Origin of the sequence: Methanothermococcus thermolithotrophicus DSM 2095, assembly GCF_000376965.1 — an archaeon.
In the GTDB taxonomy this organism is placed as follows: Archaea; AGJL01; Methanococci; order Methanococcales; family Methanococcaceae; genus Methanothermococcus; species Methanothermococcus thermolithotrophicus.
Map to the genome: position 1 here is coordinate 1 of NZ_AQXV01000044.1, position 15,542 is coordinate 15,542.

Below are 15,542 nucleotides of genomic sequence, written 5' to 3' on the forward strand. Positions count from 1 at the left end.
ATGATTAATGCTGTTAAGGAAGAAAAAGAAATTGAATTACCAAAAATAGTTATCAACGAGCAAAAAGCTGTTGAAGCTATGGAATTTACCAACCCTTACGCAAAGGCAAAGGCAATGGCCGCATTTGTTATGGCTGAAAAAGTTGGAGATGTTGACGTTAAAGGATGCTTCATGACAAAAGAGATGGAAAAATACATCCCAATTGTAGCATCTGCCCATGAAATGATAAGATATGCTGCTAAATTAGTGGATGAAGCAAGAGAGTTAGAAAAATCAACAGATGGTGTAAGTAGAAAACCACACCATCCAGAAGGACAAATATTAAGTAAAAAAGAGTTAATGGAAAAACCAGAATAATTATGGTGGGGTGCAATTCTAACATATCTGCAAGAAATCGATGAAATTCCGAAGGAATTTCATATAATTTCCTGCAGTTTATAGTTTTTAAATTGAGGATTTTAAGTTAAACAAACTTTTAAATTTTTCAATTGTTAAGTTACAATCATACTGTTTTTTTTGAATTCAGATCATAAATACTACATAATTTTTTTACAATTATGGGTGATAAACACTGGTAGGCATTTTGGATATTACCATTTTTTTGGATCCCATACAGCTCTACCAGTTTTTCCATAGGTAACTGTTTTGGCAAATCAAACAACTCTTTTTTATTCAGCGTTTCTTTTACTTTTTTGTAATACTCATCTGTTTTTCCAATGGCATTGTTCGATTTACCATTCACCAACATCAGCATGTGCAATTTTATTACGAATGTTCCTGAGCTCATCATGGATGTTACGATTATATAAAGTAATTTTCATTATTACATATGCAATGTTGTCGATATAGATGAATATATAGTCGTTCTGCGAATGGTATGCACATAAGTATTACCTAAAATTAGACGAAAACCTTCGCATTGAACAAAATCATGAAGTGATTTTGTAGCTCTTCGCTTCGCATTTTGCTACATTTCCGAACTAAAGTGAGATTTTGAAATTATGATTTTCATAACCTGTTAAGGGTTTTAAAAACCGTTAGGTTTTATAACGCTCACTTCGTGAGCTCTGATTAAACAAAAATTACTTCGTAATTTTTGTAGCTCACTAACAAGCTGGTGATTTGCTTCGATTTTTTAAAAGGTTTGGAGATTAACTACAATAATAGCGAGCGAGTGATTAAATAAAAAATAAATTAAATAAAAATAATTAAAATTATAAAACCTATTCGGTTTTTATACCGTTGAATACAGCATCTTTATGAACTTCCAAAGCTTTCTGTTTTTTGCACTCTTTTCTAAATATTTTTATTTTTCCAGCTACACAGGGATATCTTTGAATCATCATTGCCGATTTTCTGCTTAATTCCTCTTTATCTTTTGCATCAAGTCCTTTCATAGATTTAACCATAAACAATGTGCTCCCACATATGGAGCTCCTAATGACTTTAACATCTTCAACTTTATCATCTTTTATATAAATTTCAACCTTTGGAGTTCCGAATTCTTCTAAAAATTCTTTTAACTTTGGATATTTATTTATTAAATCTTCCACATCCTTTTCATCTAATAAGCACATCTCATCTGGGCATATGGCATCAAATTTGCTCAATTCTTTTTTCTGTCCCTCTCCACTCCATGTAGCAACGATTATGGCAACATCAGGATTTTCTTTCTTGGCTTTTCTGCAAATTTCGTATGTATTGTCTGGATGCTGAGTATATAACAATAGAACATCTGCTTCTTTGAATTTATCTATTACTTCTTTGGGCAGTTCTATTTCATCAATAATAAAATCTGTGGGTTTATCTATTTTGCATATTCCTATAAACTCATTTTTCTTTCCAAATGAATTTACAGTTCCTTGAATCCTATATCCATATGCTCCATCGGTTATTACTAATATTTTTGCCATATTTATACCTTTTTTATATTTTTCCTATTCAAATATGACATTTTTTATGAGCTCACATTTTAACGAGTTGCTTATTAAACATTTCTTTGAACCTTCCAATATTATGTTGGTGAGCTCCTCTTCTGACTTACTGCTATCTTCAATTTTTACATGGATGTTCAATGTAATTTGTTCAATACATCCTTTTTCAAAACTTTTTTTAACAGAACCATCTACCTTAACTGTTCCCTTAATACTGAGCTCCTCCAAGGTCCTCCCCACTGCAATGGCTGTGCAACCGCATAATCCGGATAAAAATAAATCCATAGGATTAATTTTGTCCCCCACTGAACCTTTTCCCCCTTTTGATGCTATCTTTAATCCTTTGATATTTACATCAGTTTCAAATTCTTTTACAAAGGTTGAATTTATGCCTTCATCGTAGTATTTGGATGTTATAATATCAACGATTTTTTTTATTAACTCCTCTCTTTCTTTTTCAGGTATCTTTGATAAAAAATTATTTAGACATTTAGGCATCATCTTAGGTGCAAAATTTTCTGCCATATTTGAATCTATCATTTCATCCATCATTTCCATCATAAATTCAGGTTTCATATTTTTCATCATCTCACACATCATTTCTTTCATAGAACTCACCAAAATTTTATATTGTAAAAAATAAAAGAATTTATATTATTTTATATTAAATCATGTTCTTTTAATTTATTGGCAGCTTTTTTAAGAATTTTTTCTTTGATAATAACTTCATGCATATATTCCCTATCTGGGAATATTAATGCATCATGAGGGCATAGATTACCGCATGTGGTGCATGAAACTACACAGTTGTATGGTCTTGCAACAACAGGTTTTTTCATTTCTTTGTCCCAATCAAATACTACTCTGTTTCCGCATGTAATATAGCATATACCACAGCCTGTGCATGCATCGTAGTCTATTTTTGGATACCATTCTATATTTTTTCTATCTACACCCCACCAAGGCATTACTGTAAAATCTTTTATTGTCCTTCCCAAAGGGTCTTTCCCAATTACAGGCAAATCTTTCATTAATTCACCTTTTTTTATTTTATAATATTTATTTGACTATTTAATTTTAGATTGATATTCACAAATATATTAAATAGAAATTATTATATTTAAACTTTTCGATATATTAATTAATCTTAATATATTTTAAATAATTTTAAATATATAAATATATAGTGTTGATAAAAATATCTAGTTTTGGAATATCATAATTATTATGTTTAATTAAGTGAGTAATACTAACACTAATATATAATGTTTTCTACTTGATTTTAGAAGAATATTATTAGTGGGGTCAAAATCCAAATTACTTATAAGTTCCTTATGATTTTTAAGTTTTAGTTATATACATAGATAGTAAAATGGTATAATTTTATTTAAATAATAGGAAATATGACCCACGCTAGAATATATTTATTTACTAACTAATAATTTACTAAATAATCAAAGAAAACTATTGTGGAAATATAATAATATTAAAAATTACCCTTTAGTATCTACTCCAAGGTATGCTTTAACTACTTTTGGGGCAGTATCTGCATATACTGAAGATAATAATACCATAACCCCCAACACCAATATCGTCTTTTTAACATGTCTCATAACCTCACCATAATATCGATTGAGAAAAAAATTGTTATTAATATCTATTAGGTCATGCAATTGGTTTCATTTGTTTCAAATAGTATCAATTGACTATATACAATGTTGTCGATATAGATAATTTATTAACATAATTCTAATTTTGCAAAGGGATGTATGTATGAATGGTAAAAATATACTTCTAAGTATATCGATTTTGATAAATATTGTACTGATAATCATAATAGCATCATCTATTTATTTTGTATGGAGCTCCATCAATGACCCTAGAAATGCAATACCATTTGAAGATATGATGGAGGAGCAAAACCTAATTCAGATAGTTAATTATAAGTTAATATTTGAAAACAATGGTGATAAGGGGAATAACAACAATAATAACCACAACAACGCATACATAGAGGTAATTGGTAAAAATATTGGAAATATCTCAGGTAATTGTGTTATCTATGCCAAATTGTATGATTCAGATGGCTATGTAATAGGTAGTTTCAAAGAAAAATTTGATAATATAAATCCGGGCGAAACATTTAAAGCAAAAATAAAATGTCCTTCAAACTATGTTGATTCCGTATCAACAGTTAATTTATCGGTAAAATGTTATAAAGATACGCTATTTTACAATGAAAATGGAAACCACGGAGTACCTGTTAAAATTAGATACAATATTTTAAAACACAACAACAGCCAGATTATCGAAGTTATAGGCGAAAATACCAATAATAAATATGTTGATGGATATGTTTTTATAAAATATTATGATAAAAATAACATATTAATAAGTCAAAATAGGGTTCATTTGTACAATATAGAACCAAATGAGACATTCAAGTTTAAAACCAACAACAACGATTGGGTGTATAACAACTACACAATTTCAAAATGCAAGTTATTCCCTATTTTTGGTATAGATTATTATCCTATGATTAGTCATCAAAATGATACTAAAATAATCAGTCAAAAACTAATGTCAGACAATGGAAGACCTTATGTGGAGTTAATTGGAGAGAATATCGCAGATGATAATACGCAAATCTACATAAAAGTAAATTTTTACAATGAAAACAACACATTGATAGGGTACGGCGTAAAAAACCTTGAAAACATAAATAATGGGGAAAAATTCAAGGTTAAAATATATTATTATGGTATCTCCAATTATCCTCATCAAAGATATTATGGTGATAAATATGTACAAAATGATGAAAACAATAATGGATATCTATCAATTTTGGGATATTTTGATGAGGTTTCAAAATACAATATAACCATAAACTAAAATAATCAAAATCTCTTAAATACAAGGAAAAAATAAAATAATAACAATAATAGATGGTTTGAATTTAAACTACTTAGTAGGATTCCGCCTTATTCATTATAATGGCAACATCCATGTAATCAATCAATCCATTATTATCCATATCTAATTTTTCTTCATTCTGTGTATCAACTTCTTCCCCAACATAGGACATTAATGTAACGTATGCGTCATCTTTGTTGATTACAAAATCACCATTTGCATCTCCTTTTAAACTGCTTACGCCGTAGTTCTTTATGTATTTGTTGGTATTTCCAAACAACATCAATTTTGCCGTCTCCTTACTTGTATCTACATGGTGTAAAAATCCCCTAAAATTCTCAGAACCTTTTCCATACACCATTAATGGCACAGGAGCTCCGGTGTGTTTGTGGGATACAAATCCAACTCCAACCTTTTCATCAATGATTTCTGCTATGGTATTTCCAAGGGCATACTTGTTATCGGAGCTCCTAGCATCATTTATCAATTTAACTTCATCATCGGTTAATGTTATTCCTGCGTATTCTTTTAAAACTTCTTTCGGGTCCTTTCCGCTTTTTATTTCTTTTGCCATTTTGTCGGTGCTTGCTTTTATGTTTAATATTTTTTCTTCATTCACTGGATTACCGTATCCTGTCCCCACAGCCAGTCCACCAGTTTCATGGTCGGCAAGAACAATAACCAAAGTATCTTTGTTTTTCCTTGCATAATCTAAGCAGTAATTTACAACATCATCAAATTCTTTTGTTTCAGCCACCACTGACGCAATATCATTGGCATGGCTTGCATGGTCAATTCTTCCAGCTTCGATCATTAAAAAGAATCCATCATTGTCTTTTTCTAATAAATCTACTGCTTTTTTAGTCATATCTAATAATCCTGGTGTATTTTCATCTCTATCCAATACATAAGGTATATGACTATCTGAGAACAATCCCAATATATAATTTCCATTTGCTGATTCTAATCCTTTTTTATCATAAACAATATTATATCCATAATTTTTTGCCATATTCAAGGTATCGCTGTCAAATTCTTTTTTACCGCCACCAAACATTACATTTACTTTGTGCTCTATTAGCTGTTTAGATATTTCTTTTTCCATGTCCCTATCTTCAACATGGGAAGCAAATACCGCAGGAGTTGCATGGGTAATTCTTGCTGTTGATACCAATCCTGTGGATTTATTGCATAGTTCTGCCAATTCCAATAATGTTGTCACATTTTTAATTTCGCCTTTTTTTATTGTTGAAATCATCCCATTGTAAGTTTTAAATCCTGTGGCAATTGCTGTTCCAGCTGCTGCTGAATCTGTAACCTCACCACTTAATGAGTCGGTGAGCTCAAAACCTGTGGATGGAATATCTTCCATACTTAAATGACCATAACACTGCTTAGTTAGTTTCAACTGACTGAATCCCATTCCATCCCCTATCAAGATTATTACATTTTTAACTCCATTTGACTTAAATGCTGATGCTGATTCTGCATTACTTTTTGCTGCACTCGCCTGAGATGCCAGCAATATGAATATTGTGAATATTACACCTAATATGCCTATTGCTTTTTTCAAGATTTCACCTCCATATACATAATTATTTGTTCATAATATAGTATATAAAATTTTCTATTATTGAATTTTATTTCATAAAATATGAACTAAATGATATACAATTATACATTTTTTAAATTATATAGCTCCTAAAATTCAATCATATTGATTGGATAATTACAATGATATAATTATGCAATTATAAATCAAAATCATACCTGAATATTAATTATAATCCCTTTTTATCTAGAATATATTATAATCTTTTCTCAATCGCAGATAAATTTAGAAAAATATATTTAAAGTAAATTCAAAACAATTTGCTGTTTAATTTTTCTTCAATTGATGTGAGTTCATGCTCTCTATCTACAAACATAGTATCACTTTTTATTATGATAATTGTGATTATGATAATTTAAATTATCATTTATATGAAGTGGTATAAATAATATTGGTTGTGTCATTTAAAAATATTACTTAATCATATAATTATGGAATTATTATGTGGTGAGCTCCTGCCAACGCCCACGTAATAGCACTATTTAAATAACCTTCACCATATAAAGTGAAACATTAACTAATTATTCGCTATGTAGGATGAAAAGTTAGAACAATATTATTTTGGAAATGGAGTTGTAATAATTATAATTATGATAATTTGAATTATTATATGGATAAAATTATATAAACAATTTTATGATAAATTTAAATATTTGTTTAGTTTTCAATAGGTCCGTATGATGCATTTCAATTTACTATTTTATCAGAAATTTAGAATATGCCTTAACTTCCAACTGCATTATAAAAACCATTATTATGCCAATACCAACATTAAAAATAACAACGAAGTTGGTTATTTTTTAAGTTCTTTTATGATAGACTCCAAATCCAATGGCTCAACTTCAACAACTTCATCGGAGCTCACATAGTATATTTTACATACAGTTTTTTTATTATAGTATTCCTTAACAGCATGATAATATATTGATAGTTGTTTAACATATTCAAAATGGTTATTTTTGGAAACATCTGTTTTATAATCAATTATTTCAATCCTATCATCATATATTGCTATTAAATCAATAACTCCCCTAATTATGTAATCACCTAATGGAAGGGAGCATTCAATTTCAGTTAATAACTCATTTGCGTTAAGTTCTGAAATGAATTTTTTTATTCGTTTAACTTCTTCAACATCTTCTTTAACTTCCCTTCCAAGAGCTATTTGCTCAGCAACATGGTGAATATACTTTCCAAATTCAACACCTTTTCCCGCCTTTCCTTTTTCACTTGCAGACGGTTTATACCTCATAATATCATGCACAGCAAGAACAGTTTTAGTTTTTTCACATTCTGGAAGCTTTATATCTATTTTTTCATAAGATTCATTAAATTGTTCAGCAGGTTTTATTTCAACTTCTTCAATTTCTTCAACACCATTACCATATTCTTCAAAAGTCCATTAAAAAACTCCGATGGATTGTGGGACGTGAAAAATACATACTGCTTTGCCCGAGTGATTGCAACAAACATTAATCTTCTTTCTTCATCGTTGTTTTTTACAATAGCCGATTTTACAAGGTCTACTTTCCAGTTATCAAATATATCGTGATAATTGTTTTTAATTCCATATAATTTGGATAATCTGATGCCGTAAATGTCATCATACTCAATCATATTCTTATCTAAATTATTTGAAGGAAACTGCCCCTTATTACAATTTACAACAATTTGGAAGAAATATTCAAAAGATGAAATCCATCATCGTAAGTGAAAGAGAATCTTTTGGAGATGTTAAATTTTATATTAACGTATCATCTGGCTCTACAATTGGGTGTATTGCAGGAATGACCTGTGCTATGGTATTAAATAAGGACAATTCGAAAATAATTCCATATTATGTAATTCCCGAAAATCTTTATGAAAATCTATCTGATGAGGAAAAAGAAGTATTAATAGAGAAATATAAGGATGAGTATGAACATATCAATTCCCTTCCAAGAACATATGGTGTTAAAGACGTAAAATTTATCTACCCTTTTAAAGTGAATCTTCCAAGAGATGAATTATTAATATTTTTAAAGATTATTGAACTATCAGGGGACAGGGGGCTAACTATAAAAGAACTTACCCTATTAACAAAAGAGGAAGTTTTAAAGGGGGAATCCAACAATAGAATTATAACTGAGATGATTAATAATAAAGATAAAGGCATAACTAAGGAAGATTTAGAAAAAGTTATAAAATGGAGAAAGAACAGCATGGTTTCATCTAAATCTTCAAGTCATAATGATTTAGTTTGGATTAATAAGAATGTTGTTGAAAAACTTTTAGAATGGGAATTAATAAAAGAGCCAGAAAAGATTGGAAGGTCAAAATATATAAAAATAAGTGAAAAAGGAAAAATGCTCTTAGATTATGTGGTGTAGTTACTTGAAACAGTAAGGTAGAATCGCAAAAGGATCTACTAAACTATTTTTAGCCAACTTACGCCATTGTATAGTTGTAGTATAAGAGCTCTATCGATATAATGGATTTTGTATTTCCTTTAATAGAAACTCGAGATTATTTTTTAATAAGTGAGCTCACTAACCACATAATACACTGAGATAGAGAACGTCTTATTCATGCAGTATATATTGGAGCTCTGTTAAATAAAATATAAACAGCCATTTTCCAACCATTTCTTCTTCATACATCCTGTAAGCAAAGTATTTACTACTTATTGCTTTTTATATACGATAATACTCACATTGTCCCTTGTCTCTTTTAATGCAGTATTGAATAATTCATCTACAATATCTTTTGGGTGATCATTATTTTTTACAGTTTTTAAAATATCTTCCTTACTGACATAATCATGAAGCCCATCGGAGCTCATCAATAATACATCACCATCAATTAAATCCCATTCGTAATCATCTACCTTAAATTCATCCAATCCCAATGCTGAGGTAATGATATTTTTCATTGGATGATGCCTTGCGTCCTCCTCTGAAATATGTCCTTCATCTACTAAAACCTGAACCAAAGAGTGGTCTTTTGTTCTAAAAACTATTTCTCCATCTCTAATTAAATAAGCCCTACTATCCCCGCAGTTTGCTATAACGCATTTATCCCCTTTAACTATTGCAGTTGTTAGTGTTGTTCCCATTCCCTCTTTATCTCCAATAGCGTTTTCTTTTATTTTGTTGTGTGCCGTAATGTATGCATCTTTTAAAAGTTCTTTTATCTCTTCAATTGATAGGTTTTCATTGTATTTTTCCATGATAATGTTTTCTAAAATATCCACTGCCATCTTTGATGCAACATCTCCTGAGCTGTGCCCTCCGACACCATCTGCAACTGCTAATATGTAGGTATCTTTTATTTTTTTAATTAAGATATTGTCTTCGTTGTTTGTTCTATTTCCTTTGTGGGATATACCGTAGGCATTATCTTCCTCAAAAACAATTTCATCACGATTAAAATTTTCAGTAGGTTCAATTTTTGGAATTTCGATATCCATGGTTTTTTCTTCTTCAATTTTTATTTTGGTTTTAGATTTGTCCTTTTTTTCTTCTCCATCTTTCTTATATCCAATTTTTTTTAGAAATTTGTTTATTATTTCCATATTACCCCCTAAAATCTCATCTTAACCTTATTTACTACTATTTTCGCCTTTATTTTTATCTCATCGGATGGCTCCTTTATCCCTTCTTTAATCCGATATTCGATAGCTTTTATTAGATTATCAACGGAATTTATTATTTCCTCAGAGCAATTCTTATTTGCATAATGTTTTAAATCGTAGAGATAATTTAAAGCATCCCCTAAATCGTTGTTTAATAAGTGGAATAAAACCAAATCAGCACAATAGAATATACTTCTACTAAAATCTTTATTTGTTTTTGAAGCTGTAAGGTTAGTTGTAAGTTGTATGTTTAGGTATTCTGATAAATCCTTCTGCAATTCTTCTACTGATTGGTATCTTTTGGATTTGTCTTTTTGGATACATTTTAAGATAATATTTTCCAACTCCTCATCAATTAAAGGATTTAATTTCGATGGTTTTGGCGGCATTTCGTTTTTAATACTATCGATTATGTCAAACTCATTACCATTAAACGGTAGTTTTTTGTTGTTAATTCGTATAGGATTACCCCCATTTGATAAATGTCCGTCCTTTTATCGATTGTTCCCCTGCTTATTTGTTCTGGTGCTGAGTATTGTAGAGTTAAAGCGTTTATAGTTGTGGATTTTGAAGTAGTTTCTTTTGATAGTCCCCAATCTGTAATTTTTGGTATGTTGTTGTTTATTAAAATGTTGTGTGGTTTTAAATCCTTATGAATTATCCCTTTACTATGTGCATATTTCAGTCCATTTAACACTTCAAAAAATAATAAAACTGCTTCTTTTAACTCTAAATTATTTTTTATTTTATTTAATTCCTTTTCACAGTATTCCATTTCCACGTATGGATATGGATAAATATTACTATAATAAAGTCGAACAATGTTGATATGTTTTAATTTTTTCCAATTTCCTATTTCTCTAAGGAATAACTCCCCAGTAATTTCAGTTAATTCTTTCGGGACTTTTAGGGCTACTGTCTTTCCATTTTTAATTACTTTAAATACATGGGAAAATCCCCCTTCCCCAATTTTTATAGGATTTTGATATTTTGATAATAATTCATTTAGTATATTCAATAATTCGTTTTCTCCACTAAATGATTGATTTATAGGATTTGAAGAATTAACCGATGAGGAATTATATGGCGCATTTATTGAGGAGTCTTCACCTAATAACAAATTTTTTATGAAGTTTAATTCATTATTTATTTGATTTTTTAAGTTAGTAATTTGACTGTTAAATGTTTTTATCTTTAAATTTATCATTTCATCCTCTAATTTATCAATATCGTTAGAAGATTTTTTTAAGAGATCCCTTGCTTTTAAATACTCTTCATCTGATTTCAATGTTAAAGCATCCATTACATTATTTTCGATTTCTTTTAGTTTAACTTTTAACCTGAGCTCGTTTAATGTGGTTTGATATTTGGCATACTCCTCCCCTAAATACTCCCTATGATTTTTTAAAAATCTCTCAATAGCATTTATTTCATTTAATATTTCCTTTATCATACCATCCCCCCAATTTTATCAGATACTAATTTAATTTTTGCATCTAATATGTTATGGACTACTGATTTAATGTTATTATTTAGGGATGAAATTAATTCTTCATCTTTGTTTGATTTTGCTATTTTCTCTGCTTTTTTATAGTATTCCAATGATTTATTCCATTTTTTTATGGCATCATTTAAGTTGTTGTTTCGAAAATCATCCAATGCTCCGGGTAATAGCTCCTTAGCCCCTAATAGGTAGGAATTAAGTAGATTTAAATCTTTGTTATTGTTTGATACCGTCTTGGTCGGTAACACTTTGGAGCCCATAGTTATTGGTTTTTTATTAATTCCTTCTAAGTATACTTTTCCACAGAAATAACCAAATACTATGCAGGAATAATAATAGAATGCCCCCAATAACCAAATAGCCACAGGAATTAATATAATTGTCATGGAAAATAGGGCTGCCATTATATATATCGCAATAGCTAAAAAGCCCATAATAATATAGTAAATAATATCAAAAATTAGGATATTAACCCATGTTTTTTTAAGTATTCTAAATAATGTAGTGAATTCAAAAAATGAAGATATTTTGTTGGTATATATGTAATGTGAAAATGCGATATGCATGAATAACATAAATATTGCGAAGCACACAATACCAATAACACTAAAAATATTGTCTTTGAAAATTACCGAAAAAATACCGAGAATCACAATAAGCAATATATAAAATAATATAAAATATACAAAAAGAACTGCGGATATCTTAAATCCATCGATAAATTGACTAGATATATCAAATTCAGGCAACTCATTATTTTTACCTTTATAAATAAGAGTTATCATATCTACCATATAGCCAAGTAATGAAATATTAAGTAGAGGTATTACCCCTATTGCCCCACCCTTAACAAGCTTTTTTTTCCAATTTTTATCTTTAAATATATATGTGAATGATTCCCAAATATATTCTATCATATTTCCCCCCTCCATATATAATGCACCGATATACTACATTAGATACATCATTTATGTATTTTGAATATTCATCAATACATCCGCAAAAAGTTACAGTTGCCAATAACGACATTAGAATTGCCAGATATATTTTTTCATAATTTCACCTTGGACTCTTATAGTATATAGTATTTGGTAAATCATAAACACAAATTTATTTTTTATTTTACATTTATATATTGAAAATACCTATTTGGCAAGAAATCAAATCAATACCTAACAAGGATGGAACCTCTTACCAAATCTAATATATTTTATTTTCATCTCTCTTAATCCTATTGATTAAAACTTTAAGTTTCTCCCTAGTATCTTTTCCAAGAGGGATGCTTTCTTTTATTAAATATTCTATATGTTTTATTGCTCCTTCCAAGTCCTTTCTATTTTCATCTGATTTGGCATGATCTTTTAATATTTCCAATGCCTCCAATAATCCAACTTTATCATTTGTATCTGCGCAGTTTAAAGCAAGTTTTGTTGTTGAGTTTATGAGCTCTTTAGTTAATGTTTCAATCTCTTTTTTGTCAGTTGATGTTTTTAGTTTTTGTATGGTTTTGGTTAATGTGTTTTTGAACCCTTCTTTTTCTTTGATTAGTTCTCCTAATGAATTTAAAGCCTCTAAAAACTCATCTATTGATTGGAATCTATCTTCCTTTTTCTTTGCCAAGAGTTTTTCAAATATTCCATCAAATATTGACAAATTAGGATTTATTTTTGATGGCGGTAGTAGTTTTTTATCTGGATTTACTATTTTTAATGATACTTGAGCTGGTGAAGTTCCTTCATAAGGTAATCTACCGGTTAATAACTCGTAGAATAAAACTCCTAACTGATAAATATCCGTTCTTTTATCTGTCTTTCCGTATTCTTCTTCATCTATTTGCTCCGGTGCTGAATATAGTAAAGTTAATCCCTTTGTGGTTGTTGCTGTTGATGATTTTGCCCCTATTTTTGCCAATCCCCAGTCTGTTATTTTTGGTGTTAAATTTTGAGTTAATAGGATGTTCGATGGTTTAATATCTCTGTGGATTATGTTTTTGTCATGAGCGTGTTTTAACCCTTCTGCTATTTGTTTTATTAGTTTAATACTTTCCTTTGGATTTAATGGTTTTGGATAATCATCTAAATCTTTTACTGATTTTCCATTTATGTTACATCCTTCAATATATTCCATTTCTATATGCGGGATTGGTTCTGTGAATGTATCATATAGTTTAACTATGTTTGGATGATTAAGATTTTTCCATGCTTTGATTTCTTTTAATAAGTATTTTTTAGCTTTTTCGTTTAAGTTAGGTGTTTTTATTGCTAATGGTAATGTTCCGCCTTTTCTTTTAACTTTAAATACTTTTCCAAATCCACCTTCTCCTAATTTTTGTAGTGGAATGTATTTGTTTAATAATTCTCTTGGAAAGTCTGGAATCTTAGATTCTCCCTTATGCCTTTTTTTTTGCATAATAAATCCCACCTACTACTCCGCCAGTTATTAATAGCCCCATGATTATAAATAACAGGTTGTTGTTATCCTTATTAGTATTAGTCCCCACAGAAACTTTTTCTTCTTTAGTATTGGGTGTATTAGTTGTTTCTGCAACTACAGGTTTTAAATTAACGTTTAAATTTTTAGTTTCTCCACCATTGATGGTTAGTATGGTCTTATAATCGCTGTATCCTTCTTTTTTTAGTGTAATTTCATAAGTTCCAGGCGGTAATTTAATAGTTTTTGGAGTTAATCCACTATATTTGCCATCAATATAAATTTTAGCATTTGGTAGATTTGATGATATTTCAAGTGTTCCATTGTCTTTTTCTTTTAAAATTTCTAATATTTTTTGGTTATCAAATAAATAAATATCAAATAATGACCCTACAACAATGTATTTTCCATATGAGTCTATAGAAACCGTAATTAATCGTTGTAATTTATAATTCCACAATGTATCTCCATTATTATTAAACAAGTATATTGAACCATGAGTACCTCCAGCAACTATATATTTGCCATTAAAATCTACGGATGTAGAGTGGATACCTTCATTAGTATGGTACTTCCATTTCAATCCACCACTATCAAAAAAGTAAATATATCCTGTATCCATAGGGTCCATTACATTGTCTTTATTTTCATCAACCCAGGTACCAACAACAATATTACCATTCGGTGATATTGATATAGATTTTTCACGAATTTTTCCTTTAACATTATAACTCATAAGTAATTTTCCATTTTTATTAAATAAATAAATTGTATTTTCGTCATCTTGACCATTATTTGTTCCATGAGGGGTTTTTCCAGCAACTATGTATTCTCCATCCGGAGTTATGGAAACATATCTAACAAAACCCGCATTATAACTCCACAATACATTATCTTCATTAATCAAATAGATAAACCCTACCATAGTCACCGGTGCTGCCAGTTCCTGCAACGATATATTTTCCATCAGGAGTTATCGATATAGAGTATATCCACCTGTATGTTTCATATGACCATAATAGATTCCCTTTGGTATCAAAAACAGAAAGCTTATTGGAATATGCTACAACAATGTATTTTCCATCAGAAGATATTGAAACATCATATACTGTAGGATTTAAATTACGACTCCACAATAAATTTCCATCTTTATTAAAAAGATATACTTTCCCATAGTCTTCTGAATCTCTATGATTATTTCCATTTTTGTCAAACCATGTTCCCGCAACTATATACTTACCATCTGGAGTTATTGCCACAGATTCTACTTTACCATCTATTTTATAAGACCACTGTAAGTTTCCTTTATTATTAAATAAGTAAACTTTATAATCACCATTACCTCCATAGCCCCCCGTTCCAGCAACGATATATTTTCCATCAGGAGTTATCGATATAGCACTTGCCCAATCACCTAAATGATATGCCCACTCTGGCTTTACAACATCCTCTCCAAAAACAACTCCAACATTTACAAAAATCCCAACTAATAATATCCCAATCAACAAATTCCTAAACTTCATTATATCACCTTAT

Annotated in this window: 17 protein-coding genes; 3 read left to right on the forward strand and 14 right to left on the reverse strand. The window is 29.5% G+C overall.

The window, feature by feature from the left end:
- A partial coding sequence (locus F555_RS0103845) for a F420-dependent methylenetetrahydromethanopterin dehydrogenase (protein ID WP_018153901.1) occupies positions 1-357 on the forward strand: 357 nt, incomplete at its 5' end.
- A 145-nt stretch (positions 358-502) separates the two neighbouring features.
- Here the strand turns inward: F555_RS0103845 and F555_RS0103850 are convergent.
- From F555_RS0103850 to F555_RS0103865, 4 genes are all read right to left on the reverse strand, one after another.
- Positions 503-742, reverse strand: a complete 240-nt coding sequence (locus F555_RS0103850; RefSeq protein WP_018153902.1) for a hypothetical protein — start codon at positions 740-742, stop codon at positions 503-505.
- Between the two features lie 481 nt (positions 743-1,223).
- Positions 1,224-1,913: a DUF166 domain-containing protein gene (locus tag F555_RS0103855; protein WP_018153903.1), complete on the reverse strand. Its 690-nt coding sequence runs from the start codon at positions 1,911-1,913 to the stop codon at positions 1,224-1,226.
- Between the two features lie 24 nt (positions 1,914-1,937).
- A complete protein-coding gene (locus tag F555_RS0103860) occupies positions 1,938-2,543 on the reverse strand; it encodes an OsmC family protein (protein ID WP_018153904.1) in 606 nt (201 codons plus the stop codon).
- Between the two features lie 50 nt (positions 2,544-2,593).
- Positions 2,594-2,965: a 4Fe-4S dicluster domain-containing protein gene (locus F555_RS0103865; RefSeq protein WP_018153905.1), complete on the reverse strand. Its 372-nt coding sequence runs from the start codon at positions 2,963-2,965 to the stop codon at positions 2,594-2,596.
- Positions 2,966-3,707: 742 nt separating this feature from the next.
- Here F555_RS0103865 and F555_RS0103875 point away from each other — a divergent pair.
- Positions 3,708-4,826: a hypothetical protein gene (locus F555_RS0103875; protein ID WP_018153907.1), complete on the forward strand. Its 1,119-nt coding sequence runs from the start codon at positions 3,708-3,710 to the stop codon at positions 4,824-4,826.
- Positions 4,827-4,899: 73 nt separating this feature from the next.
- On the opposite strand, the gene F555_RS0103880 is transcribed toward F555_RS0103875, so the two are convergent.
- The 3 genes from F555_RS0103880 to F555_RS0103890 all read right to left on the reverse strand — a co-directional run bounded on the left by F555_RS0103880 (position 4,900) and on the right by F555_RS0103890 (position 8,076).
- A complete protein-coding gene (locus tag F555_RS0103880) occupies positions 4,900-6,420 on the reverse strand; it encodes an alkaline phosphatase (protein ID WP_011973258.1) in 1,521 nt (506 codons plus the stop codon).
- 832 nt (positions 6,421-7,252) lie between these two features.
- Positions 7,253-7,711 (reverse strand): PD-(D/E)XK nuclease family protein, encoded by a 459-nt coding sequence (locus tag F555_RS0103885; RefSeq protein ID WP_026182951.1) that lies wholly within the window; start codon positions 7,709-7,711, stop codon positions 7,253-7,255.
- A 95-nt stretch (positions 7,712-7,806) separates the two neighbouring features.
- The gene (locus F555_RS0103890; protein ID WP_026182952.1) at positions 7,807-8,076 is read right to left on the reverse strand and encodes a 3'-5' exonuclease; all 270 of its coding nucleotides are present in this window, start codon (positions 8,074-8,076) and stop codon (positions 7,807-7,809) included.
- A 17-nt stretch (positions 8,077-8,093) separates the two neighbouring features.
- Between F555_RS0103890 and F555_RS09015 the strand changes: the two genes are divergently transcribed.
- The gene (locus F555_RS09015) at positions 8,094-8,828 is read left to right on the forward strand and encodes an HFX_2341 family transcriptional regulator domain-containing protein (RefSeq protein ID WP_157205732.1); all 735 of its coding nucleotides are present in this window, start codon (positions 8,094-8,096) and stop codon (positions 8,826-8,828) included.
- Positions 8,829-9,121: 293 nt separating this feature from the next.
- On the opposite strand, the gene F555_RS0103900 is transcribed toward F555_RS09015, so the two are convergent.
- From F555_RS0103900 to F555_RS0103925, 7 genes are all read right to left on the reverse strand, one after another.
- On the reverse strand, positions 9,122-10,012 hold the full coding sequence (locus F555_RS0103900; protein WP_018153909.1) for a PP2C family protein-serine/threonine phosphatase: 891 nt from the start codon (positions 10,010-10,012) through the stop codon (positions 9,122-9,124).
- Positions 10,013-10,020: 8 nt separating this feature from the next.
- On the reverse strand, positions 10,021-10,416 hold the full coding sequence (locus F555_RS09580) for a hypothetical protein (RefSeq protein ID WP_245547863.1): 396 nt from the start codon (positions 10,414-10,416) through the stop codon (positions 10,021-10,023).
- Positions 10,417-10,481: 65 nt separating this feature from the next.
- Positions 10,482-11,525, reverse strand: a complete 1,044-nt coding sequence (locus F555_RS09020) for a serine/threonine-protein kinase (RefSeq protein WP_245547865.1) — start codon at positions 11,523-11,525, stop codon at positions 10,482-10,484.
- A complete protein-coding gene (locus F555_RS0103910; RefSeq protein WP_018153910.1) occupies positions 11,522-12,493 on the reverse strand; it encodes a DUF4013 domain-containing protein in 972 nt (323 codons plus the stop codon). Before F555_RS0103910 ends, F555_RS09020 begins: the two co-directional genes overlap by 4 nt.
- Positions 12,494-12,776: 283 nt before the next feature.
- Positions 12,777-13,985 (reverse strand): serine/threonine-protein kinase, encoded by a 1,209-nt coding sequence (locus tag F555_RS0103915; RefSeq protein WP_018153911.1) that lies wholly within the window; start codon positions 13,983-13,985, stop codon positions 12,777-12,779.
- A complete protein-coding gene (locus tag F555_RS0103920) occupies positions 13,966-14,931 on the reverse strand; it encodes a PEGA domain-containing protein (protein WP_020404943.1) in 966 nt (321 codons plus the stop codon). The genes F555_RS0103915 and F555_RS0103920 overlap by 20 nt, the downstream gene beginning before the upstream one ends.
- Positions 14,906-15,529, reverse strand: a complete 624-nt coding sequence (locus tag F555_RS0103925) for a WD40 repeat domain-containing protein (protein WP_020404944.1) — start codon at positions 15,527-15,529, stop codon at positions 14,906-14,908. Before F555_RS0103925 ends, F555_RS0103920 begins: the two co-directional genes overlap by 26 nt.
- Between the last annotated feature and the right edge of the window lie 13 nt (positions 15,530-15,542).

Excerpts from the sequence above, each read along its gene's own strand:
- F555_RS09020 (WP_245547865.1), bottom strand. The coding sequence starts at position 11,525 with ATGATAAAGGAAATATTAAATGAAATAAATGCTATTGAGAGATTTTTA.
- F555_RS0103925 (WP_020404944.1), bottom strand. The coding sequence starts at position 15,529 with ATGAAGTTTAGGAATTTGTTGATTGGGATATTATTAGTTGGGATTTTT.
- F555_RS0103865 (WP_018153905.1), bottom strand. The coding sequence starts at position 2,965 with ATGAAAGATTTGCCTGTAATTGGGAAAGACCCTTTGGGAAGGACAATA.
- F555_RS0103920 (WP_020404943.1), bottom strand. The coding sequence starts at position 14,931 with ATGGTAGGGTTTATCTATTTGATTAATGAAGATAATGTATTGTGGAGT.
- F555_RS0103900 (WP_018153909.1), bottom strand. The coding sequence starts at position 10,012 with ATGGAAATAATAAACAAATTTCTAAAAAAAATTGGATATAAGAAAGAT.
- F555_RS0103915 (WP_018153911.1), bottom strand. The coding sequence starts at position 13,985 with ATGCAAAAAAAAAGGCATAAGGGAGAATCTAAGATTCCAGACTTTCCA.
- F555_RS0103910 (WP_018153910.1), bottom strand. The coding sequence starts at position 12,493 with ATGATAGAATATATTTGGGAATCATTCACATATATATTTAAAGATAAA.
- F555_RS0103885 (WP_026182951.1), bottom strand. The coding sequence starts at position 7,711 with ATGAGGTATAAACCGTCTGCAAGTGAAAAAGGAAAGGCGGGAAAAGGT.
- F555_RS0103860 (WP_018153904.1), bottom strand. The coding sequence starts at position 2,543 with ATGAAAGAAATGATGTGTGAGATGATGAAAAATATGAAACCTGAATTT.
- F555_RS0103890 (WP_026182952.1), bottom strand. The coding sequence starts at position 8,076 with ATGATTGAGTATGATGACATTTACGGCATCAGATTATCCAAATTATAT.
- F555_RS0103875 (WP_018153907.1), top strand. The coding sequence starts at position 3,708 with ATGAATGGTAAAAATATACTTCTAAGTATATCGATTTTGATAAATATT.
- F555_RS0103855 (WP_018153903.1), bottom strand. The coding sequence starts at position 1,913 with ATGGCAAAAATATTAGTAATAACCGATGGAGCATATGGATATAGGATT.